Annotated in this window: 23 protein-coding genes; 15 read left to right on the plus strand and 8 right to left on the minus strand. The window is 66.7% G+C overall.

The features are described from left to right. Nucleotides 1–110: 110 nt before the first annotated feature. Nucleotides 111–785: a LuxR C-terminal-related transcriptional regulator gene (locus DPR14_RS12655; protein WP_158045461.1), complete on the minus strand. Its 675-nt coding sequence runs from the start codon at nt 783–785 to the stop codon at nt 111–113. A gap of 371 nt (nt 786–1,156) precedes the next feature. Between DPR14_RS12655 and DPR14_RS12660 the strand changes: the two genes are divergently transcribed. Beyond that, nucleotides 1,157–1,798, plus strand: coding sequence for a LuxR C-terminal-related transcriptional regulator (locus tag DPR14_RS12660; RefSeq protein WP_246149255.1), 642 nt, complete (start codon nt 1,157–1,159; stop codon nt 1,796–1,798). 42 nt (nt 1,799–1,840) lie between these two features. Here the strand turns inward: DPR14_RS12660 and DPR14_RS12665 are convergent, their stop codons facing one another. The 3 genes from DPR14_RS12665 to DPR14_RS12670 all read right to left on the minus strand — a co-directional run bounded on the left by DPR14_RS12665 (nt 1,841) and on the right by DPR14_RS12670 (nt 5,477). Then, a complete protein-coding gene (locus DPR14_RS12665; RefSeq protein WP_211103981.1) occupies nt 1,841–3,916 on the minus strand; it encodes a PHA/PHB synthase family protein in 2,076 nt (691 codons plus the stop codon). A 68-nt stretch (nt 3,917–3,984) separates the two neighbouring features. After that, the gene (locus DPR14_RS27405) at nt 3,985–4,158 is read right to left on the minus strand and encodes a hypothetical protein (protein ID WP_192499449.1); all 174 of its coding nucleotides are present in this window, start codon (nt 4,156–4,158) and stop codon (nt 3,985–3,987) included. A 164-nt stretch (nt 4,159–4,322) separates the two neighbouring features. Next, the gene (locus DPR14_RS12670) at nt 4,323–5,477 is read right to left on the minus strand and encodes an alpha/beta fold hydrolase (RefSeq protein ID WP_158045463.1); all 1,155 of its coding nucleotides are present in this window, start codon (nt 5,475–5,477) and stop codon (nt 4,323–4,325) included. A 454-nt stretch (nt 5,478–5,931) separates the two neighbouring features. Between DPR14_RS12670 and DPR14_RS12675 the strand changes: the two genes are divergently transcribed. Beyond that, nucleotides 5,932–8,577, plus strand: a complete 2,646-nt coding sequence (locus DPR14_RS12675) for a PAS domain S-box protein (protein WP_192499450.1) — start codon at nt 5,932–5,934, stop codon at nt 8,575–8,577. Nucleotides 8,578–8,921: 344 nt separating this feature from the next. Here DPR14_RS12675 and DPR14_RS12680 read toward each other — a convergent pair whose 3' ends face one another. Beyond that, nucleotides 8,922–9,398, minus strand: a complete 477-nt coding sequence (locus DPR14_RS12680; protein WP_158045465.1) for a hypothetical protein — start codon at nt 9,396–9,398, stop codon at nt 8,922–8,924. Nucleotides 9,399–9,630: 232 nt separating this feature from the next. Between DPR14_RS12680 and DPR14_RS12685 the strand changes: the two genes are divergently transcribed. From DPR14_RS12685 to DPR14_RS12700, 4 genes are all read left to right on the plus strand, one after another. After that, nucleotides 9,631–9,849, plus strand: a complete 219-nt coding sequence (locus tag DPR14_RS12685) for an anion permease (RefSeq protein ID WP_158045466.1) — start codon at nt 9,631–9,633, stop codon at nt 9,847–9,849. A 48-nt stretch (nt 9,850–9,897) separates the two neighbouring features. Further along, nucleotides 9,898–11,187, plus strand: coding sequence for an amino acid deaminase (locus tag DPR14_RS12690; protein WP_158045467.1), 1,290 nt, complete (start codon nt 9,898–9,900; stop codon nt 11,185–11,187). Nucleotides 11,188–11,303: 116 nt separating this feature from the next. Beyond that, nucleotides 11,304–12,140, plus strand: coding sequence for a hypothetical protein (locus DPR14_RS12695; RefSeq protein WP_158045468.1), 837 nt, complete (start codon nt 11,304–11,306; stop codon nt 12,138–12,140). Nucleotides 12,141–12,184: 44 nt separating this feature from the next. Further along, complete coding sequence (locus tag DPR14_RS12700; protein WP_158045469.1) at nt 12,185–12,847, plus strand: Fe2+-dependent dioxygenase; 663 nt, start codon at nt 12,185–12,187, stop codon at nt 12,845–12,847. A 6-nt stretch (nt 12,848–12,853) separates the two neighbouring features. Here DPR14_RS12700 and DPR14_RS12705 read toward each other — a convergent pair whose 3' ends face one another. Together DPR14_RS12705 and DPR14_RS12710 are read right to left on the minus strand one after the other, a co-directional pair. Continuing rightward, nucleotides 12,854–14,446: a SagB/ThcOx family dehydrogenase gene (locus DPR14_RS12705; protein WP_246149257.1), complete on the minus strand. Its 1,593-nt coding sequence runs from the start codon at nt 14,444–14,446 to the stop codon at nt 12,854–12,856. Between the two features lie 73 nt (nt 14,447–14,519). Beyond that, complete coding sequence (locus DPR14_RS12710) at nt 14,520–14,729, minus strand: hypothetical protein (RefSeq protein ID WP_158045471.1); 210 nt, start codon at nt 14,727–14,729, stop codon at nt 14,520–14,522. 191 nt (nt 14,730–14,920) lie between these two features. On the opposite strand from DPR14_RS12710, the gene DPR14_RS12715 reads away from it, so the two are divergent. The 7 genes from DPR14_RS12715 (at nt 14,921) to DPR14_RS12740 (ending at nt 20,380) form a co-directional block, all read left to right on the plus strand. Then, on the plus strand, nt 14,921–15,781 hold the full coding sequence (locus DPR14_RS12715) for an alpha/beta hydrolase (protein WP_158045472.1): 861 nt from the start codon (nt 14,921–14,923) through the stop codon (nt 15,779–15,781). 76 nt (nt 15,782–15,857) lie between these two features. Then, nucleotides 15,858–16,058: a hypothetical protein gene (locus tag DPR14_RS28225; RefSeq protein ID WP_246149259.1), complete on the plus strand. Its 201-nt coding sequence runs from the start codon at nt 15,858–15,860 to the stop codon at nt 16,056–16,058. Nucleotides 16,059–16,066: 8 nt separating this feature from the next. Further along, on the plus strand, nt 16,067–17,038 hold the full coding sequence (locus DPR14_RS12720) for an ABC transporter substrate-binding protein (protein ID WP_246149261.1): 972 nt from the start codon (nt 16,067–16,069) through the stop codon (nt 17,036–17,038). Further along, nucleotides 17,035–17,955 (plus strand): branched-chain amino acid ABC transporter permease, encoded by a 921-nt coding sequence (locus tag DPR14_RS12725; protein ID WP_158045473.1) that lies wholly within the window; start codon nt 17,035–17,037, stop codon nt 17,953–17,955. Before DPR14_RS12720 ends, DPR14_RS12725 begins: the two co-directional genes overlap by 4 nt. Beyond that, nucleotides 17,948–18,946 (plus strand): branched-chain amino acid ABC transporter permease, encoded by a 999-nt coding sequence (locus DPR14_RS12730; RefSeq protein WP_158045474.1) that lies wholly within the window; start codon nt 17,948–17,950, stop codon nt 18,944–18,946. The genes DPR14_RS12725 and DPR14_RS12730 overlap by 8 nt, the downstream gene beginning before the upstream one ends. Before the next feature lie 3 nt (nt 18,947–18,949). Continuing rightward, nucleotides 18,950–19,690, plus strand: a complete 741-nt coding sequence (locus DPR14_RS12735) for an ABC transporter ATP-binding protein (RefSeq protein WP_158045475.1) — start codon at nt 18,950–18,952, stop codon at nt 19,688–19,690. A gap of 3 nt (nt 19,691–19,693) precedes the next feature. Further along, nucleotides 19,694–20,380, plus strand: a complete 687-nt coding sequence (locus DPR14_RS12740) for an ABC transporter ATP-binding protein (RefSeq protein ID WP_158045476.1) — start codon at nt 19,694–19,696, stop codon at nt 20,378–20,380. Nucleotides 20,381–20,386: 6 nt separating this feature from the next. Here DPR14_RS12740 and DPR14_RS12745 read toward each other — a convergent pair whose 3' ends face one another. After that, on the minus strand, nt 20,387–20,962 hold the full coding sequence (locus DPR14_RS12745; RefSeq protein WP_158045477.1) for a tyrosine phosphatase family protein: 576 nt from the start codon (nt 20,960–20,962) through the stop codon (nt 20,387–20,389). Between the two features lie 124 nt (nt 20,963–21,086). On the opposite strand from DPR14_RS12745, the gene DPR14_RS12750 reads away from it, so the two are divergent. Together DPR14_RS12750 and DPR14_RS27410 are read left to right on the plus strand one after the other, a co-directional pair. After that, nucleotides 21,087–22,178, plus strand: coding sequence for an alpha/beta fold hydrolase (locus DPR14_RS12750; protein WP_192499451.1), 1,092 nt, complete (start codon nt 21,087–21,089; stop codon nt 22,176–22,178). 64 nt (nt 22,179–22,242) lie between these two features. Next, on the plus strand, nt 22,243–22,419 hold the full coding sequence (locus DPR14_RS27410) for a hypothetical protein (protein ID WP_192499452.1): 177 nt from the start codon (nt 22,243–22,245) through the stop codon (nt 22,417–22,419). The last annotated feature ends 51 nt before the right edge of the window (nt 22,420–22,470 follow it).

The following is a 22,470-nucleotide window of genomic DNA, read 5'->3' on the forward strand; positions in this document are numbered from 1 at the left end:
TCCGTGACCCTTATACCCCGATGGTGCCCCCATTGGGTTCGCACTTGCAACACAGTCGAAAGTAAAGATTGCTTAAGGATATGTGAATGCGAGTTCCCTGTCCGGCCCGCCTAGGCGGAAAGGCGGGGTGAGATACCGTGCTGGATCGCCCAGACGGCTGCCTGGGTTCGATTTTGGGCACGAATCTTTCGCATGACGTTCTTGAAGTGCATCTTTACCGTCGACTCGGTGATATTCAAATTGCGCGCGATCGCCTTGTTCGATTGGCCGCCCAGCAGGCAGCGGAGGATTTCGATCTCGCGTTTGGACAGTTCGTTGCCGAGCGGGGGCATGGCGGCCGAAGGCGGCAGGCTGACCTCTTCGAGCGCGTTGCTGATCAGCAGATCGGCGATGCTGCGCGGGAAAACCGCCTCGCCCAGCATCACGAGATGCAGGGACCGCTGCAGGGCTTCGCAGGACATCGTCTTGTTCAGGCACCCGTCGGCACCGCTCTGCAACGCTCCGCTGAGGATCTGGGAGGTCAATTCCGATGCCAGGACGACGATGCGTGCCTGTGCGGCGGACGAGCGCAGCAGCTTGAGCTGTGCCAGTTCCTCCGCATTGCCGGTCTGCAGGTTGAGCAGGATCAGGTCGGGCCGGCGCCCCTGGCGGACGGCGCTGTTGGCGTCGGTGAGCGTCGAGAACTCCGCGGAGATGCGGAACGCGGTTGTTTCCAGCAGAGCTGCCAACGCGGCGCAAAAAAGACGGTCGCTGTCGACAAGCATGACATCGCAGTTGGTCGTCATCGGGCTCTCCGATCTGGCGGCTCAGTCCGCATTGTTTGAAGTTAGATCAGTTTCTTCGGCTGTTTTCGTCAAAAGGAGTAGTCAAGGTCATCGTTAACAAAAACCTACATGAATTATGTAGTGCAGTGCTATAGGATACTTACAAGTCCAAACACGCATTCCTAATCCGGTGATCGTAGGGGGCAACTAAAAAGAGACGTTTCGTCGATCCGGATCAGGGTTCGTGAATCCTTGCGAGGGGGAGTATCCATGGACACCAGCCAGACGGTTGCATTGCAGCAACCCGCAGACCGACCTGAAAAGGTTTCTTTTCTGATCAATTTGCCAAACAACAGACGTGATCTGGTGCAATGACCGGTAAGCGATTGAAAGTGCTGATCGTTGACGATCACGCCCTCGTTCTGCACGGCTTTGCGCTCTCGGTCCTCGAATTGTTCCCGGACGCCGAAGTCTTCGAAGCCAACTCCTTGGACGCGGCCCTGGCGATCGTGCGCCGTACCGAGGATCTGTCGCTCGTCCTTTTCGACCTTCATCTGGACAGCGCCGACGGGTTGTCCAACGTGCGCCGCATGATCGAGGCGCTGGACGGCATACCCCTGATCGTGATCTCGGCTTCCGACGAAAGCGCCGACGTCATCGACTGCGTCCGGGCCGGGGCTAAAGGGTACCTCCTCAAATCGGGATCGTCGGCCCTGCTCGAGCACGCCACCCTGCTGGTCCTGTCCGGAGAGACCTATGTTCCGATGCCGCGCACGGTGCTGGTCAGCGCGGCCACGGCCGAGCCGGAGCGTCCGACCAACCACATGCTGGACCGCCTGACCGACCGGCAGCGGGACGTATTCCAACTCCTGCTGGCCGGCCATTCCAACAAGGAGATAGCGCGGTCGCTAGGCGTCCTGGAAGGGACCGTCAAGGTTCATGTCCGTGCCATCATGCAGAAGCTCGGGGTCAAGAACCGGACCCAGGTGGCCGTGGCGGCGGCACGCGCGGGCTGCTTCCCGGAAGAGGTCTGAACCAGGCTCCGGGGCCGGCCACCGGCCGGCCCCGGGATGCCGTCACTTCTCCAGCACGTAGGTGCCGGGGGCGTCGCACAGCGCCGGGTGGTTGGCGTTGCCGACCGGCGGGGCCGCCACCTTGTCGCCTGAATGGTCGACCAGCCAGCGGTTCCAGTCGCTCCACCAGCTGCCGTCGTTCCGCTCGGCCGCCTCCAGCCACTTTTCCGGGCTTTCCGCCGGCTTCTCCCCTTCGAGCACCGAGTAGCTGCCCTTTTTGCCGGCCGGATGGTTGATGATGCCGGCGATATGTCCGCTGGTGGCCATGACGAACCGCACCTTGCCACCAGTCAGCTGGGTGATCCGCCACGCCGAGTTCCAGGGCACGATGTGGTCCTTCTCGGCGCCCACCGCGTAGATGTCCAGCTTGATCCGGCCCAGGTCGATCGGCACGCCGCCCAGTAGGATCTTGCCCGGCTTGATCAGGTTGTTCTCGACATAGGTGTTGCGCAGGTACCAGCTGTGGGCGGCGCGCGCCATGCGGGTTCCGTCGCTGTTCCAGTAGAGCAGGTCGAACGCGGGCGGCTTGCCGCCGAGCAGGTAGTTGTTGACGACGTTGCTCCAGATCAGGTCGTTCGAGCGGAGCAGGTTGAACATGTTCGCCATCTCGCGGCTGTCGAGATAGCCCCGCTCCATCATCTGCTGCTCGATGAAGTCGATCTGCGGCTCGTCCATGAAGAAGGCCGTGTCGCCGACCCGGCTGAAGTCCTGCATGGACACCATGAAGGTCGCGGCCCCGAACCGCTTGTCGCCCTTCTCGGCCAGATAGGACAGCGTCATCGCCAACAGCGTGCCGCCGATGCAGTAGCCCACCGGGTTGACCGTCTTGCTGCCGGTGATGTCCCGGACCACGTCGGCCGCGGCGAGCGGCCCCAGGTTCATGTAGTCCTCGAAGGTGATGTCCTCCATCGAGGCGTCCGGGTTCTTCCAGCTGACCATGAAGACGGTGAAGCCCTGGTCGACCAGATACTTCACCATGCTGTTCTTGGGCTGCATGTCAAGGATGTAGAACTTGTTGATCCACGGCGGCATGAACAGGATGGGGACCTCCTGGACCTGCTCCGTGGTCGGGCTGTACTGGATCAGCTCGATCAGCCGGTTGCGGTAGACGACCTTGCCCTTGGTGACCGCCAAGTTGCGCCCCGGCTCGAAGGCGGTCGCGTCGACCATGCTGAGGCGGCCTTCGCGCAGGTCGTGCAGCAGGTTGCGGGCACCGTCGGCAAGGCTGGCGCCGCCGGTCTCCATCGCCCGGCGCAATGCCACCGGATTGGACAGCAGCAGCAGGCTGGGGCTCATCGCGTCGACGAACTGGCGCAGGTGGAACGCGATTCGCTCGCGCTCCTGCGGGTCCATGTCGTTGTCCTCCAGCCCCTGGCGCAGCAGGAAGTCGGAGGCGAGCAGGTACATCTCCTTGAGGGTCCGGTATACCGGGTTGGAATGCCACTCAGGCGCATCGAACCGCTTGTCCCCGCCAGCGGGCGCGCCCGAAGCGACGCCCCACCAGCGCGCCCCGGCCGCGTTCCAGGCCTCGATGGCCGAGGTCCAGATCTGCATGTTCAGTTCGGCCGACCGGGTCAGGGTCTTGGCCGGGTCGCGCAGCGAACGGAGCCAGACGATCCGCAGGGCGCGGACGGCCTCGGCCCAGTCCACGGGGATCACTTCCCGAAGCGGGTTGGCGTTCCAGACCTTGTCGATCGACGCCAGCATCGGGTCCGCCGCCACGAACCGCTGGAACTGTTCCACGCCGCTGGCGAGCAGCGTGCCGGACAGCGCGTCGGCGTTCATCGCCCACCAGGGCTGGGCGCCGTCGCCGCCGGCCGCTGACGGACCCGCCATCTTGCCCATGCCGCCGACATTCTGCGTCATCCAGGACATCCAGAGGCCGAGCGCCGCCTCCGGCGTCGGAATTCCCATGCCGACCGACGGTCCGGCATCGTCCTGCGGAGCCGGGCTCCGGGGCGCCGTGTCTCCGGAGGCCTTCTGCGGGCTCGGCTGGCCCGTGTTTTCCGAAGCGTCGACGGCCCGCTTGGCAGCCGGCGGCCGTTTGCGCCTGGTTTCATCGCTCTTCATGGTCGCCATGCTGGTTCCCCCTAATTCTGGTGCCGGACGAGCCGGCTTTGGCAGGTTCTGGTCTGGTGGTCAGGGACCTAGCCGTCCGCCACCGTGGAGCGGCTGCGGTCGGCCTGCTCCCGCGACGGAGCCTCGCCCGATATGGGCGTCTGCGGAAGAACGCCCGGAGTCGTTTCGATGGAAGGCGTCTCGGGTGTGTCGGTGTCGTTTGCGAAGGTAGGTTCATCCTTGCCGCTGCGGGAACCACTCATCTGCTTCTCCCTGGGTCCGGAGCCGGGCGGGTGCTGCGCCTGGCGTTGCCAGAGTCAACACGGGACGAGTGCGATCCTCCCTGAAAAGATTTACCATAAAGCCCTCTTTGGCGGCAGTGGCAGTCACGGGGTGCGGCATTCCGACCACCGCTCATGGCCACCGTTCAAGCCGACCGGCCGGCTTCCTCGGAACGGGCGATCTCCCACAGCCAGCGCGTGATCTGCGGCCATAGGTGTTCGTGCGCCGCGCGGCCGATCAGCGGACCGACATGCTGGAGCGCCACGCCCACGTCTCCGGCATAGTCGAGCACCAGCTTCCGGTCCGCGGGCGAAGCGTCGATCACCGGCAGCATGGAACCGGGCGGAATGATCTCGCTACCCTTGCCGATGACCGCGAGCAGCGGCGCCGCCAGGCGCGACGGCAGCGCCGGCCGGCCGCCGATCGAAAGCTGGCCGCGGGCGAACAGGTCGTCGCGGTAAAGCTGCTCGATCAGTTCCTCGAAGAACCGGCCGGCGATGGGGAACTCGTCCAGCGTCCACCGTTCGACCGCCAGGTGGGTCTGGAGGGCTCTGGGATCGGCGAGGCTCGCGATCATGTCCACCCGGCGTTGCCAGTTGAACTCCCGCGGGGACGCCCGCGCCGAGACGAGATTCAGGAAGCTTCCCGGGATGTTGCCGAAAGCCTCGCGCAGGGTCGCCGCCGGCGGCGCGTCGGCGACCATCCGGGCGAGCGCGCCGCCGTCCTCCCCGAAATGGAGCGGCGCCTCCACGATGACCAATCCGCGCACGCTGTCCGCATGCAGGCTGGTGAACAGCGTCGCCAGCGTCCCGCCCAGCGAGTGCCCGGCCAGGAACACCCGCTCGCCTCCGCCGTCCCGGGCGATGGCGGCGACGCACTTCCCGATCAGGCGGTCGGCATAGTCGGCCAGGCCGAAATCCTGCTCGGCGTCGCCGGGCTCCGTCCATTCCGTCATGTAAACCCGGAAACCTTCCGCCGCCAACCGCCGGACGACGCTGACATGGGGCAGCAGGTCCCAGATGTAGCCGCGCTTGATCGGTGCGGGCACGATCAGAATCGCGGGCAGAGCCGCGGGCAGAACCGCGGGCAGATCGGCAGGGCCGGAGGCGGGCAGGGGTTCGTACCGCCGCAAGCGGACCCCCGGCTGCTCCAGCACGATCCCGTACGGGCTCTCCTGCGGCCCAAGGCCCATGCCGTCCATGGCGAAGCCGCGCCAGCGGCGGACGGCATCGAAGTGATGGAGCGCATCGGCCCAGAAGGTCGCGCCACCGGCGGATGTCCGCCGCCTGTCCTCGGTCATCTAGATCAGCTTTCCTTCTTTCGAGCGGCTCCCGGCCGTCACCTTGGGAGAGCCTTGTATCACAGGCTGGGCTCATGCGGACAAGCGGACATCGTGCCGCCGCTGCGGGAAGGTCGGGAAGCCGGCTTCGTCCTGTTCATGCTTCCCTTCCGAACGGGATCGAGCCCAATATACGGAAAAGTAACGCCCTCGCGGCTTCCCCGGATCAGGAAGAAACCTTCTCCGCCAGAAAGAAGAACGACCTGTCTATCTCTCCGCTACGGTAGTAACGATAAGCAATCCATGATATTGACCGTAGCGCCGCTGGAGCTTAACTATCATGCCTAGGACTGCATAACCATTTATGAAGCACATGAAAAGGATCACGCTTCTGTGGATTCTTGAGTGGGGTCTGGCATTCTCGCTGGTCTCCAATGCGATCCAGGCATGTCTGATATTGGAAGTTTCGGCACCCTTGACCGCTCTTTTCGCCGTGGTTCCGGTCATGTTCTTCGCCTTGACGCGCGGCCGGATCGGCCATTTGATTGTCGATGAGCAAGTGCTTGGGCAGACTTCCGAAATACTCGAGAGTGTCGGCGATGCCTTCTACGCGGTGGATCGCCATTTCCGGTTCACCTATCTCAACCGCAAGGCCCTGGAGCAGATCGGCAAGCCGCGGGGCCAGCTGATCGGCCGGCGGTTCCTCGAGGTCTTCCCACAGGCCGAGGGATCGGGGCTCCATAACAGCTGCATCGAAGCCATGCGTGACGGCAGGGCGCGGGAGTTCGTCGGAGTGTCCCCGATCCTCAAGCGCTGGAAATCTTATCTCGTGCTGCCCCGGCCGGATGGCGGCCTGCTGGTCCATTCCCGCGACATATCCGCCCAGAAGGCGGCGGAAGCCGCGATGCGCGAAAGCGAGAAGCGACTCCGGTTGGCGGCCCACGCCGCACGGTTCGGCACCTACGACTGGGACGTCGCGAGCGGCCAGCTGTTCTGGTCGCAGGAAAGCCTCGCGATCCATGGGCTGCCCTGTACCGGATCGATCATTTGCGAACGCGCCTTCGACCTGATCCACGCGGAGGACAGGAATCGCGTCGCGGCGGCGTTCGAAAGCGGGCTGGACCCGGGCGGGGTTGGCTTCTGGTCGATCGATTATCGCATCGTGCGCCCGGACGGGCAGACCCGCTGGATAAATGCCCAATCGCACGTTGTCTTCGAGGGCGAGCGCGGCGACCGCAAAGCGATCAGGGTGATCGGTACGCTGCAGGACGTCACCGACAGCAAGGCGGCTCAGCAGGCGCTCCTGATCGAGCGCATGAGGTTCAAGACCGTGGTCGAGCATATGCCGGTCGGCCTCCTGCTGGTGGAGACCCCATCGGGGCGGACCCTGGTCGGCAACCGCCAGGTGGAACGGATCACGGGATGCGCGATCCCGGAAGATCCCGAGATCTGGGTGCTGGACCGCTGGAAGGGTTATGACGAGGACGGCCGGGAGATCGCCGTCGCCGACCAGCCGCTCGCCATCACCATGGCATCCGGCGAGCCGGCGGAGCTGATCGCCCGGAGCCCTCGGCACGACGGTTACATTGGCTGGCTGCGGATCACCAGCGCTCCCATCCGCGATCCCGATGGGGACCTCACCGGCATCGTCGTCACGATCTTCGACATAGACGCGGAGCGGCGAACCGCGGACACCCTGCGGGACAGCGAGGCGCTGCTTCGTCGCGCGGTCGAGGATGCGCCGTTCCCGATCATGGTCCACGCGGAGGACGGACGCGTCGTTCATCTCAGCCGGGCATGGCTGTCGATCACCGGCTACGCCGCCGAGGATGTCCGGACCATGGCCGGCTGGACCCGCCTCGCCTACGGCGATGGCGCAGAGGCGGTCATGGTCCGGGTAAGATCCCTCTTCGACCGGGACTGCCCGATCGACGAGCGGGAGAATATGGTGAGGGTGGCCGATGGATCGCGCCGGACCTGGAGTTTCCGCTCGGCGCCGATCGGACGCGACGCGGACGGGCGCCAGCTGGCCGTCACCATGGCGGTGGACCTGACCGAGCGCAAGGAGGACGAGGCGCGGCTTCACCTGCTGATGCGTGAGGTCGACCATCGCGCCAAGAACGTGCTGGCCGTCGTCCAGTCGATCCTGCAGCTCACGCGCGCCGAGAACCCGGCGGACTTCACCACCGCGATCGAAGGCCGCCTGGCGGCGATGGCCCGCGCCCATACGCTGCTGGCCGCCAGTCAGTGGTCCGGTGCCGACCTCGCCGCCATGAGCGTCGATGAGCTGGCACCGTTCGCCAGCGCCGGCCGGATCGCGATCCATGGACCGGCGGTGTCGATTTCCGCCGAGGCTGCCCAGGCGGTCGCCATGAGCCTGCACGAACTGTCCACCAACGCGGCCAAGTACGGCGCCCTGTCGACTCCCGACGGCCGTCTGGAGCTGTCCTGGAGAGTGGAGGAGCAGGAACACGGCGGGCGGCTGGTCCTGGAGTGGGTGGAGGACGGCGGTCCGCCCGTGACGCCGCCCAGCCACATGGGGTTCGGCTCGATGGTCCTGCGGCAGACAGTCGAGGGCCAACTCGCCGGCGAGTTGGCCCTCGACTGGGATGCGGCGGGACTGCGCTGCCGCATCGCGATGCCGAGCGACTGCTTCTCGGCCGCGGGAGAGTCGGATTCCGCGGTATCGGTGAGCAAAGCTTTCAATGCCGGGCAGGTGGCGAAGCCCGCCGGTTCGGGCGCGCGCGTCCTCGTCGTGGAGGACGAGGCGCTTACCGCGCTTGCCATGGAACAGGTCCTGCTCGACGCCGGCCTCATCGTGCTCGGACCGGTAGGGCGGGTCGACGACGCCCTGGAACTGCTGCGCGAGACCATCCCCGACCTCGCGGTGCTGGACGTCAACCTGTTCGGCCAGACGGTTTTCCCCGTGGCCGACCGGCTTCTGGTTCTCGGAGTCCCCTTCGTGTTCTGTTCGGGCTATTCAAGGCTGGACGGCATCAGCGAAAAACTGAGCCAGGCTCCCTTGCTGGCCAAACCCGTGCTCGCCGACCACCTCATCGCAACCTTGTCCAGCCTCATGACGGACCGGACCCGGATATCCGCCGGAGCTTCCGCGCAGTGAGGGGGCGGCCACGAGGGAGCAGGGCTGCGCAAGAAAAAAGCCGCTCGGCATTGTCGCCGAGCGGCTCGAGTTTTACAGGGAGGAAACGCTGCCCAAAGGACATCGTGGAATGGACTATAAGTCGATAATGGTTAACGAGCTGTGAGCGACCTCACAGGTCTTGAAGAAAATCGGGCGGAAAAGCGGATTGTTCTTGGACCGCTTTGTCGCACCCTTATGAGGGTGCATTTCCCGGGGCAGCGTCTCCGGCTGCATGCGTTCAGGTTCACTTTGTCGAACCTTCAACGCAAAGATGCCGTGGGATTACACGCTTTTCGTGCGTCCAGTTCGGCCCAGGATCGGCTTCAGAACTCCTCCAGCCGCTTTGGGCTGCTTTTCAACAGGGTTTCAAGCATACCGACGATCTCCTCGATCTCGATGCGGGTGGCTTCGAGCGCATCAGCGGTCTTGTCGTCGATTCCCGCTTCGAAGATCATGTTGTCGAAATAGCCGTTAACCGCCGCGAAGGCCGTCATCTCGTCCGAAAGGATGTCCCAGGCGCCCAGGGAGTGGGTCAGGGTCAGGGGCGGGTTCGAGAAGAAGACGTGGCTGATATGGGTGAAAGCGGACAATGCCTTCAACTTCGCCCTGATGACCCATTGATTGAAGCCGGTCGGCAGGCTCTTCTCGACACGCGGGTATCTGTCCTCGACCGTGAAGATCAGGCTCTGGATCCCGAGATAGTTCTCCCGGACCTTCTTGTAGTGCAGGAACGTCTTGATGGCGCCGCCGTTGGACTGGCGCTGGAGATCGGTGATGTCGGTGGCCAGAGTGCGCGCCATCCCGATGACGATCTGAACGTCTTTGCGATTGGCTGATATCGACATGTCCGTCACGATCGGTCCGCTGCCTCGAAGGATGGGATCTAAACTACCACACGGGCGGTCGATCCGGAACAGGATGGAATACCACGAAGGCGCCGCACCCTTCGTTCGGACATGCCGGCAGCCATCTTGATGATCGATCGTTGAACCCCGGCGCGCAATTAAGACAAAAGGCGGAAATCAGCCGCCTATGCCTCAGCAATACCGGAAGAGACTGGCGGTGTCGCTCGCCGCCTCGTGCGCCTTCGTGCTGCCGGTCGCCACCCCGCCCAACGCCATCGTCTACGGCAGCGGCAACCTGATCGTCGCCGATATGGCCAAGGCCGGCTTCTACCTGAACCTGATCAGCACCTTGCTGATCACGGGCCTGACCTATCTTGCCGTTGGCACGCTGTTCAGCGTCGCCTAACCTGAATCCGGAGGCGGGAACGTTGACCGCAGCACGGGGAGGAGCGCCATGACGGACCGGGAGGAGACTGTCCTGATCGACGGCAGGACCAAGGGCATCCCGCCCGGACAGGAGCCGTTTCCGCTTGCGGAGATCGGCGGCAAGGGTTGGAACGTGCTGCGGGAAGACATGGTCCTGCCCCTGGCCGTGCTGAAATCGCACGCCCTCGACCATAACGGCCGGTGGATGCGCCGCTTTCTCGATCTCACCGGGACCGCGCTGGCGCCGCACGGAAAGACGACCATGAGTCCCGACCTGTTCGCCCGGCAGTTCGCCGACGGCGCCTGGGGCCTGACCCTGGCGACGGTGCAGCAGGTCCGTGTCGCCCGCGCCGCCGGTATCGGCAGGATCGTCCTGGCCAACCAGCTGGTCGGCAGGCAGGCGATCGACTATGTCGCCGCCGAGATGGCGGCGGATCCCGGGTTCGACTTCTACTGCCTGGTCGACTCGATCGAGGGCGTGGAACAGCTCGCCGCCCGCCTGGAGGCGCGCGCGCCGGGCCGGCCGCTCCAGGTCATGGTCGAGGTCGGCGCCACTGGAGGCCGGACCGGGTGCCGGAGCGACGGCATGGCGCTTGCGGTGGCGCAGGCCGTGAAACGGGCGGAGCCGCTCCTGACCCTGCGCGGCGTGGAAGGCTATGAAGGCATGGTGCGGGGCGACGGCGACCGTGACGGGGCGATCCGGGCCTATCTCGACCGCATCACCGCCGTCGCGGTGGCCTGCGGGAAAGAGGGACTGTTCGGGCCGGGGCCAGTGATCCTGAGCGCCGGCGGCTCGGCCTTCTACGACATGGTGGCGGAGCGGCTCGGCAAGGCGGAGTTGGGGCGTGAGACCATGGTCCTGCTGCGGTCCGGCTGTTACCTGACCCATGACAGCAGTTCCTACGCGGCATTGTTCGAGCAGGTCCGGCAACGCATGCCCGAAGTGGACGACCTCGGGCCCGGACCCGCGGCGGCGCTGGAGGTATGGGCCTATGTCCAGAGCCGGCCACAGCCCGACAAGGTGATCCTTACGGTGGGCAAGCGCGACATCTCCCACGATGCCGGCATGCCGGTCCCCGCCCGATGGTTCCGGCCAGGGCGGCATGACCGTCCCGCCGTCATGCCGCCCGGCGCCGTGGTGACCGAACTGAACGACCAGCACGCGCACCTGTCCGTTCCTCTGGAGTCGGACCTGGAGGTCGGCGACATGGTGGCCCTGGGTGTCTCGCATCCCTGCACCACCTTCGACAAGTGGCGGGTCCTCTACGTCGTGGACGACAAGTACGACGTCGTCTCGGCGGTTGCGACCTGGTTCTGAATCGGCCAAAAGAACAAATCCAAAGTTTCGCCATTGCCAAGCTACGGCGCGCCGCCCTATGTTCTGATGCTTTGCGAATAGCTCTCATTCGCGGATACAGGGAAGGCATCGGAACGATGGCTGGTTCGAAGGTCAAGATCTGGGTTGGGCTGGGCACCTATGTGCTGGCCAGCAGCATCGGCGCCGCCGCCTGGGCGGAATCTTCCAAGGCCGAACAACACGGCAAGCACGGCGTGCAGATCGCCCAGGCCACTCATGGCCACGGCGGCGAAGGGGGTGAGGGCGGGGAAGGCGGCGAGGCCGGCTCCGACGCGCTCGCCGGGCTGGACGCCGATCAGGCCTACCTGGCGAACATCGCCATGATCCGGGGCCACCTCAATGTCGGCAACGAGCTGTATGCCAAGGACCGCCCCGACGACGCGCTGCCGCACTTCCTGCATCCGGTCGAGGAACTGTACGGCGAGCTGGAAGGGGTGATCAAGGAGAAGAGCGTCTCGCCGTTCAAGGCCGATCTCGACAAGCTGTCCGGGATGGTCAAGCGGAAAGCCTCCGTGTCGGAGGTCCAGGCCCAGACCGAAGTGGTCCTGACCCGGCTGACCGACGCCACGGCCGCCGTCCCGGCCGCCAAGCAGGCCGACCCCGCCTTTGCCCTGCCGATCGTGATCGGCGTGCTGCGTACCGCGGCGGACGAGTACGCGGCGGCTTTCGAGGGCGAGGTGATCGCCAACCCGGTGGAATACCAGGATTCGCTCGGCTTCGCCCGCGTCGCCAACGCGTCGGTCGAACTGCTGACCCCCGCCTTGACTGCCAAGGACGCCGACGCCGCGAACATGCTGCGGCAGGAGATGAACACGCTGCTCCAGGCATGGCCTTCGGTGGTCCCCCAGCGCAAGGCGGCCAAGAACGCATCGGAAGTCTCCGGCATCGAGTTCGCCTCGGCCCGGCTGCGCTGAGCGGCCGGCGTCGGGCGGCGGAAAACCTTGAAGATGAACCCTTCATGATACTTTGCATCGCACAGGTTCTGCCGCCCGACCAGTTGGCAGGGATCGTCCGGCAGTTGGAGGACGCGCGCTTCGTCGACGGCGTGCGGACCGCCGGTTGGCACGCGAAGCTGGTCAAGGCCAACGAACAGCTCTCGCCGGCCGACGCGGCCCACGCCGACCTGATCCGCCGCATCAACGCGGCGATCGAGGGGCATCCGCTGTTCCAGATCGCGGCACGGCCCAAGGCGGTCCGGCCGGTCATGGTCAGCCGCTACTCCGCCGGCATGGAGTACGGGACCCATGTGGACGACGCCATGATGGGCGGCATCCGCACCGACATCTCCTTCACGCTGTTCCTCGGCGATCCCGCGACCTATGACGGCGGGGAGCTGGTGATGGAGGGGACCGGCGGCGAGCAGGCGTACAAGCTCGACGCCGGCTCGATGATCCTCTACCCGTCCGGCGCGCTGCACCGGGTCGAGCCGGTCACGCGCGGCGCGCGAATTGCCGCGGTCGGCTGGGCGCAGAGCCTGGTGCGCGATTCCGGGAAGCGGGAGATCCTGTTCGACCTGGACACCGCCCGCCGCGCGATCTTCCGGCAACACGGCAAGACGGCGGAGTTCGACCTGATCTCCAAGAGCACGGCCAACCTGATGCGCCTCTGGGCGGAGGCCTGACCGCCGTCACCCGCCGAGGTGGCCGTATGCCGGTTCGGTGGCGATGCGGGGATCGTCGATCGCGGTGCCGACGGTGAAGTGATAGAGGCTCTGCCACGCCATCGCCTCGCCGTCGATGCCCAGGGTTTCGTGGACCGAGTCGTCGAAGAAGCAGCCGATCCCGGTGCCCGAGACCCCCGCGGCGCTCGCTTCCAGGTACAGGACCTGGCCGATCAGCCCGGCTTCCCAGAACAGGCGCCGATAGGCCCAGGGGCCCTCCTGGTCCAAGGTCCGCGCGAACTCGGCCACCATGCCGAGGCTGAAGGCGCCCTTGCCGGCGATGGCTTGAAGGCAGCTCAGCTGCGATGCGCGTTTCTCCAGATCGCCTGGCGCGAGCAGGAAGAGCGGCAGGCCACCCGGTTCCGCCACCGGCTGCCAGAGGAAGTCGCCGTCGCATGCCGCTTTCAAGGCCAGAAACGAGTCCGGGTCCCGGACCAGTGCGTAAAGCCCGCGCTCCATTCCCTCGACCCGGTGGACGAACAGGAAGAGCGCGATCCGCGCCGGCCAGGGGAAGCCGCCCCAGGGAACATGCCCCGCGTCGGGCAGGGTTGCGGCGAGCATGGCGCCGAAGGCGTCCCGTGGAAGGATCCTCGAAGCATCCATGCGCATCACGCTGCGCCGGCGCCTGATGATGGCCCCCGCCGGCTCGTCCGACACCGCACCCGACGGTGCTGGACGGGCCGGCGGGGGCTTTGGAGCATCGCCGGCCGGCTTGGCCGTGAAGTGCAGGGCGAGGTCGACCGCCGGCCAGGGATCGTGGTCGGCGCTCAGGCGATTGGCCCGGCCGAACCAGGCTCCACCGGGATGCTCCGGCATCGTCGTGGCGCAAGGCCCGGGATGGACCAAGGCCAGCAGGTCGGGGTGTTCGCGTTCGAACCGGTGGCAGGATTCCTCACGGTGCAGGCCGAGCCAGTCCGCGACCTCGGCATCTCCCGGCTCGGCCAGGACGGTCAGCCGCCAGCCCAGGCAGGCGGCGGCGTAGGCGAACGATCCGATCGCGTGCCCGACATCGTGCTGGCAGTAGCGGAAAGCCCGCTCGCCGTATTTCCAAGCCTCGCGCCAGGCGACCGAGGAAAGCCCGACCATGAATCCGCCGGGCGGCAGCTTAGGCGTAGCGTCGAGCACGCAGCGCTCCTCCAGCGCGTGGGCCGCTGCCGCGTAGTGGTAAAGGGCGGGTGCCTCGCCGATGCCGGGAAGGGGCGGGAGGACGACATACCCTTCGGTCGGATGCAGATTGCCGCTGGACGGATTGTTGCGGACCGCCCACCGAGCGCCGTCCAACGCCTTCCAGGCGCTCAGCCCCAGGGCCAGTTCCAGGAACAGTCCGAGCGATCCGGCGTCGAGGCGCCGAGGCGCCGCGCACTCCCAACGGCCGAACGGTGGCGTCGGCCGATCCAGCCCGAGCGGAAGGTCCAACTGACGGGCGCCGTCGAAGCGGCGGAAAGGGTTCGGCTGCGACTCCCAGTCCAGGAAGGCCGGTCCGAGCGCGTAGCGTTGCGGCGCATGCTTGCTGCGCCGGTGATACCCCCTGATGTCGCGCGGCAGGCTGTCGTCGGGCACGTCGATGGCAGGATCCTCCGTCCGGGGTGAGCCGGGGCCGTCCCGGAATGCGGAATGGCCCCGGCCCGCCGGATCAGCCCGCGTCGGCCAGGGTCGAACGGGCGAGCTGGAGGGCTTCGCCGATCGCCTCGACCTGCTCGCGGGTCAGGTTCACCAGCCGCTCGGTGACAGCCTGCGGCGGGTCCTGGATCAGCACCAGATTCTCGAAGGCCGCGAGGATCTTCAGGGCTTCGGACTGGAGCAGTTCCAGATGCTCGATTCGCTCAAGGGGAGTCCTGTTCATCGTGCCGCTCCGTCATGCTGGGGTCTGGTTCGTTGAGAGATGACGTGATGCCGTCCGCCACGAACTTTAGTCATATTACATTAGGTCTGCGCCACGCTTTTTGACGGCTCTCCTTGCAATTGCCGCCCTGCACCGGGAGAGTGCCCAAAAGCGCGGCAGACGCCGGGCGGGAGACGCAGAGGAGGAGCCGGATGTACCGTCACCTGACCACCCAGGACGAGATCGACCGCGAGTACAATCCCCGACTCATAGTCTCGGACGTCGACCGGGTGGTGGCGGCCTGGACCGATCGGAGTGCCGCGACCCGGGAGGCGTGCCCGAACCGGCTGCGGCGCTCCTTCGGGCCGACGCTGGCGGAATATCTCCATGTCTTTCCCGCCGACGTGCCGAACGCGCCGATCCATGTCTTCGTCCATGGCGGCTACTGGCGGGCGTTCAATGCCGACGATTTCAGCTTCATAGCCGACTCCGGGCGGGGGCGGGGTGTGGCGACCGTGGTGGTCAACTACGACCTCTGCCCGAGGGTCAGGATCCCGGAGATCACCCGGCAGGTCCGCGGCGCGCTGGCCTGGGTCTGGCACAACGCGGCCGAGTTCGGCGGCAACCGGGGCAACATCGTGGTGTCGGGACATTCGGCCGGCGGGCACTTGGTCGGCCGGCTCCTGGCGACCAACTGGGTGCGCGACTACGGGTTGCCGGCCGACTTGATCAAGGGGGCGCTGCCGATCAGCGGGCTGTTCGACCTGGAGCCGCTGCGCTGGTCGTGGCTCCAGCCGACCATCCAGCTTACCGGCGACGACATCCTGAACGAGAGCCCGATCCGCCGCCCGCCGCCGGTGCCGATCCCTGTGCTCGCCGCGGTGGGCGGACTGGAAAGCGCCGAATTCCGCCGGCAGTCGCGGGACTATGCCGACGCGCTGCGGGTCGAGGAGTCGCCGGCCGAGGCCCTGGAGGTGGCGGGACGCAACCACTTCACCATCCTCGACGATCTGGCCGACCCCGACGGGCCGCTGTGGCGGGAGGTGGAGAAGATGCTGAAAGGATCCGCTTGAAGATTCAGCGGGATACCGGCAAAAAACGCCGCTAAGCTGCGGCAACGAAGAAGACCGGACAGGGAGTCCCTTTTTGATGAGATCCGTATCCCGCGGCGTCGCCGCCATCCTTGCGGCAGGCTTCGCCTGTTTTTCGGCGCCCCTTTCCGCCCAGACCGGTGAAGTGAAGGTCGGCATGATCACCACGCTGTCGGGTCCCGGCAGCGGCCTCGGCATCGACGTGCGCGACGGCTTCGCGCTGGCGCTGAAGGACCTGGGCGGCACGCTCGGGGCCTGAAGGCGACGGTGATCGAGGGGGACGACCAGCAGAAGCCCGATATCGCCAAGCAACTCGCCGACCGCATGGTGGAGCGCGACGACGTCGATGTCGTGACCGGCATCATATGGTCCAACCTGGCCCTCGCCCTGATGCCAAGCCTGGAACGGGCGGAGGTCTTCTTCCTGAGCCCGAACGCCGGCCCGTCGCAGCTGGCGGGCAAGCAATGCAACCCGTTCTTCTTCGGCGTCGCCTACCAGAACGACGGGCAGCATGAGGCGATGGGGCAGCACATGCAGTCCCAGGGCATCAAGCGCGCCTACCTGATGGCGCCGAACTATCCGGCGGGCAAGGACGCGCTGACCGGGGTCAAGCGCTTCTTCAAGGGCGAGGTCGCGGGCGAGGTCTACACCGCGGTCGGCCAGCTCGACTACGCGGCCGAGCTGGCGCAGCTTCGCGCGGCGGCGCCGGACGGCGTCTATATCTTCTATCCCGGCGGGATGGGAATCAACTTCGTCAAGCAGTTCGAGCAGGCCGGGCTGAAGGGGAAGGTCCCGTTGTTCGGTCCGGGCTTCAGCTTCAGCGAGGATTCGCTGCCGGCGATCGGCGACGCAGCGCTCGGCGTCATGAACACGGCGCAGTGGAGCGGCGACATCGACAACCCGCAGAACCGGAAGTTCGTCCAGGGCTTCGAGGCGGCCTACGACCGGCTGCCGTCGGTCTATGCGGCGCAGGCCTACGACACGGCCCTGCTGCTGGACAGCGCGGTGCGCAAGACCGGCGGAAAGCTCGAGGACAAGGACGCCCTTCGGGCGGCGCTGAAGGCGGCCGAGTTCAAGTCGATCCGGGGCGACTTCAAGTTCAACGCCAACCACTTCCCGATCCAGGACTATTACCTGCGCGAGGTGGTCAAGGACGACAAGGGCCGGCTGACCAACGTGATCCGCGGCACCGTGTTCGAGGACCATGCCGATCCCTACGCGGCTGAGTGCAGGATGTGAACACGCTTCTGCTGGTCGAGCAGGGGCTGAACGGGCTTCAACTGGGCGTGATGCTGTTCCTGATGGCGGCCGGGCTGACGCTCGTCTTCGGCATCATGGACATGATCAACCTGGCGCACGGCTCGTTCTACATGATCGGCGCCTACCTGACGGCGACCTTCGCGCCGCTGCTCGACAGCTTCGTCCTGGGCGTGCTGGTCGCCCTGCCGCTGGCGGCCCTGGTCGGCATGGCGGTCGAGATGGTGGCTCTGCGGACCCTTTACCGGCGCGAGCACCTGGACCAGGTGCTCGCTACCTTCGGCCTGATCCTGTTCTTCAACGAACTGGTGCGGATCGTCTGGGGGCCGCAGGCGATCTTCCTGAGCCCGCCGGCATGGCTGGGCGGAACGGTCGAGATCATTCCCGGCGTGCCCTATCCCGCGTTCCGTCTGGCGATCATCGGCGTCGGGCTGGCGGTCGCCTGCTTCCTGTACCTGCTGATCACCCGGACCCGGACCGGCATGCTGATCCGCGCCGGCGCGTCCAACCGGGAGATGCTGGGGGCGCTGGGCGTCGACGTTAAGCGGCTTTATACCCTGGTGTTCGGCCTGGGTGCCGCACTGGCCGCCCTGGCCGGCGCAATGGCGGGACCGATCCTGGCGGTTCAGGTCGGCATGGGCGAGAGCGTGCTGATCCTGACCTTCGTGGTGATCGTGATCGGCGGGCTGGGATCCGTGCGGGGCGCCCTGGTCGGAGCCCTGCTGGTCGGCATGGTGGACACCATGGCCCGGGCGCTGCTGCCGACGCTGCTCCGCGCCGTGATGCCGCCGTCCCAGGCGGACGGCATGGGCGCGTCGCTGGCGTCGATGACCATCTATATCCTGATGGCCGCCGTGCTGGCCTGGAAGCCCCGGGGGCTGTTCCCGGCCCATGCCTGACTTCAACAAGCGCGAAACCTGGGCGGTCCTGATCGGCCTCGCCTTCCTGCTGGCATTGCCGCCGCTGGCGGACGCCATGGGCAAGGGCTTCTACGTCACCCTGTTCACCCGCATCCTGATCTTCGGGCTGGCCGCGGTCAGCCTGGACCTGATCCTGGGCTATGGCGGGATGGTCAGTTTCGGCCATGCGGCGTTCGTAGGGGTCGGGGCCTACACGGTGGGCATCCTGTCGTGGCACGTGTTCGACGCCTCGCCGGTGGTCACCTGGCCGGCCGTGATCGAGGGGACGGAGAACGCCTTCGTCGTCTGGCCGCTGGCGGCGCTGATGGGCGGGCTGTTCGCCCTGGTGATCGGGGCGGTCAGCCTGCGGACGTCCGGCATCTCCTTCATCATGATCACGCTGGCTTTCGCCCAGATGCTGTTCTACCTGGCGATCGGCCTGCGGAAATATGGCGGGGAGGACGGCATCGCCCTCTATACCAAGAGCGAGCTGGTGCCCGCCGTCGACCTGTTCGACCGGACAACGTTCTATTATGTCTGCCTCGCGATCCTGGCGGCCTTCCTGGTGCTGTGCCGGAGGCTGGTCGGCAGCCGGTTCGGCATGGCGGTGCGGGGGGCCAAGGTCAACGAGCGGCGTATGAAGGCGCTGGGCTTCCCGCCTTATCGGTACAAGCTGACGGCGTTCGTGATCTCGGGCGCCGCCGCCGGACTGTCCGGCGCGCTGCTGGCGAACGCCGCCGAGTTCGTCGGGCCGGCCTACATGTCGTGGCAGCGGTCGGGCGAGCTGATCGTGATGGTCGTGCTGGGCGGCATGGGGTCGCTATTCGGGCCGGTCCTGGGCGCCGCGGCCTTTCTGCTGCTGGAGGAATGGCTGGCCGACTTGACCGAGCATTGGCAGATCTTCCTCGGCCCGATCCTTCTGTTCGTCGTGGTGTTCGCCCGGCGCGGCATCTGGGGCGTGATCGCCGGGCCTGACCGGGAGGAGCGCTAGGGGATGCTGGAGACCCGGGACCTCTGCAAGCGCTTCGGCGGGCTGGTCGCGACCGACCACGTTTCCCTCTCCATTCGGGCGGGCGAGCTTCATGCGGTGATCGGCCCCAACGGGGCCGGCAAAACGACCCTGATCGCCCAACTGGCGGGCGAGATGAAGCCGGACGAGGGCTCCATCCTGTTCGACGGACGCGACGTGACCCGGCTGCCGGTGCAGCGCCGGGCCGCCGCCGGGCTGGCGCGGTCGTTCCAGATCACCAGCGTGTTCCCGCAGTTCACCGCCTTGCAGAACGTGGCCCTGGCGGTCCAGGCCCATGCCGGGCACAGCTTCCGGTTCTGGCGCCGGGCCTCCCGGGATGAGGCGCTGAACGGCCCGGCGCGCGGGGCGCTGGACCTGGTCGGGCTGGGTGCGCGCGCCGGCGTCCCGGCCGAGCTGCTGTCGCACGGCGAGCAGCGGCAGCTGGAGATCGCCATGGCGCTGGCGACCGGGCCGCGCATGCTTCTGCTGGACGAGCCCATGGCCGGCATGGGGCCGGCCGAGGGCGCCCTGATGGTGGAGCTTCTGCGAGGACTGAAGCGGCGTTACACCATCCTGCTGATCGAGCATGACATGGACGCGGTCTTCGCCCTGGCGGACTGGATCACGGTGCTGGTCCATGGCGCCGTGATCGCGACCGGCACGCCGGACGAGATCCGCTCCGATCCCGAGGTCCGCCGGGCCTACCTGGGCGAGGAGGACGGCTGAGCGATGCTGAGGGTCGAGAGCATCGAAACCTTCTACGGCACCAGCCAGGTCCTGTTCGGCCTGTCGCTAGAGGTCGGCACCGGCGAGGTGGTGACCCTGCTGGGTCGGAACGGCATGGGCAAGACCACGACGGTCCGGTCGGTCATGGGCCTGACGCCGCCGCGGGCGGGGACCGTCAGCTTCGACGGGTCGGTGATCTCCGGCCTGCCGTCGTTCCGGGTGGCGCAGGCCGGGCTCGGGCTGGTGCCCGAGGGTCGGCAGATCTTCGCCAACCTGACGGTGCGGGAGAACCTGGTCGCGACGGCGCGGCCCGGCCCCTGGGACCTGGGAGGCATCCACGAGCTGTTCCCCCGGCTGCGGGAGCGCGGCGGGAACATGGGCAACCAGCTTTCCGGCGGCGAGCAGCAGATGCTGGCGATCGGGCGGGCGCTGATGACCAACCCGCGCCTGATGATCCTGGACGAGGCGACGGCGGGGCTTGCGCCCCTGATCCGGCAGGAGATCTGGCACTGCCTGGACCGGCTGAAGGCGGCCGGGCAATCGATCCTTCTGATCGACAAGAACATCGAACCGATGCTCCGGCTGGCCGACCGCCATTACGTGATCGAAAAGGGCAGGGTGGTGTGGTCCGGCACCTCGCCCGAGCTGGCCGCCAAGCCCGAGATCCGCCACCGTTACCTGGGCGTCTGACCGGACCTACGCCTCCGGCACCTCGTGGGCGCGGCCGTGCAAGCGGATCAGAGAGGCCAGGTCGGGGTGGGATGCCGCCACCCGGGCGTGGTGGCCCTTCAGTTCCCGGACCAGCGCGCCGCCCCGGCCGAGCAGGTCGTCGGCGATTCCGACCATCAGGCTGTTGGGCCAGCTTCGCGGACGGACGCGGGAGAGCTCCTGGAAGATCTCGGGCTCCCGGCCGGGGTTGTTCTGGGCCATCAGGATCACGGCGGTCGCGGTCGAGCGGGAGACTCCGGCGTGGCAATGGATCAGGAGCTGGTCGGCCTTCTCGGCCACCAGTTCCTCGCCCAGCGACAGGATCTTGCGCACGTCCCGCTCGCAGGGAACGGTCATCCCCGGCCCGACCTGGAGGGTGTCGTCGAAACGCCAGAGGACGCGCCGGTGCGGCAAATAGGCCGTGAAGTCCTCCGGGTCGGCCCGCTCCGGGTCCAGTATCGACACCACGTGGGTGAAGCCGCTCCGGGCGTGGCCCGCCAATTCGTTGAGGCCGCAGATGGTGATGCGGTAGGGAAGCAGGGGCGTCGTGATGTCGGTGGTCATCGGTCCGGACGGCTTTCGGTTGGGGCTGCGGAAGAAAGCTGGCCCGTTCGGCGGCGAAGGTCAACCTTGCACGAAGGGCGCTCCGCATGTTCAATCCCCGGAAGAGCCGGGGGAGGACAGCGGTATGAACGAATGGATCAGCCGGGCGCGGGCCGCCTGCGTCGCCATTGCGATGGGAGCGGCGCCGGCGCTCGCCGATCACGACGGCGATGCGCCGCACCGGCGCTTCGAGCTGGGCGATTTCCAGCTGGAGAACGGACAGGTCATCGAGAACGGTTTCCTGACATATGTAACCCACGGGACGCTGAACGAGCAGGGCAGCAACGCCGTCCTGGTGCTCCCGGCGCTGATGGCGACCCATCACCGGCACGATTTCCTGATCGGGCCGGGCAAGGCGCTGGACCCGGAAAAGCTCTTCATCATCGCGGCGGACACGCTGGGCAACGGCCGCGCGATCTCGCCCAGCAACAGCGGGACCCAGCCCGGCATCTCGTTTCCCCAGTTCTCGATCCGAGACATGGTCGCCGCCCAGCACCGGCTGGTGACCGAAGGGCTCGGACTGGAGCGGCTGCTGGCGGTCGTCGGCCTGTCCATGGGCGGCATGCAGGCGTACCAGTGGGCCGTCAGCTATCCTGATACCATGGCGGCGATCGTGCCGATCGTGTCCATGGGCCGCACCTCGCCCTGGGTCACCGCCATCTGGGAGAGCCAGCGGCAGGCGATCATGGCCGACGCCACCTGGGCGGGCGGCGACTATGTCGATCAGCCGACGCAAGGGCTGCGCGCCGCGGCGGCGGCCCTGGAGGTCTGGACCCGGCACTGGGACGGCCTGGACCGCCAATTCGAGGATAACGGCGCGGTGATCGAGTGGCTGGACGCCCGCACCGCCGAGACGGCCAAGGCGTGGGATGCCAACGACTTCATCTATCAGACCCGGGCCGAGGACCTGCACGACATCGCCGCCGGCGGCGACTATGCGGCGGCGTTCCGCAGGATCCAGGCGCGGGCGCTGCTGATGCCCGGAACCCGCGACCTGCTGCACCCGGCGGCGGACGCCCGGTTCGCCGCGAAGCACATTCCGAGGGCCGTCCTGGTCGAGATCGAGTCGGACCAGGGTCACATGGCGAGCGGCGTGGTTGCCAAGGACATCGAGTTCGTTAACGATACGATCAGGCGGTTCCTCAACGAGGTGCTGAGCGACCTCGTCAAGATATGAGGTCCGGAACGGCCGGCATCCCGGCGTGTTATGAAGGAGAGACCTTCAACGCGGAGGATTTGCCATGCGAGCGATGATGGATGACCTGCGGGAGTACCGCCTGACCGGACCGATCCCGCCGACGCCGGGCCAGCCCGAACCGGACAACCCGGCCGATCCCGACGCGCCGCCGCCGATCGACGAACCGCCGGCCCCGATCCCGGTGCCGCCGGTCCACAACCCGCCGGGACCGCTGACTTGACGGCCTGACGATAGCGGGAGCCGGGGCGCCCCGCCATGTCGCGTATTGCCG

It is taken from the genome of Skermanella pratensis (genome assembly GCF_008843145.1).
Taxonomy (GTDB): Bacteria; Pseudomonadota; Alphaproteobacteria; order Azospirillales; family Azospirillaceae; genus Skermanella; species Skermanella pratensis.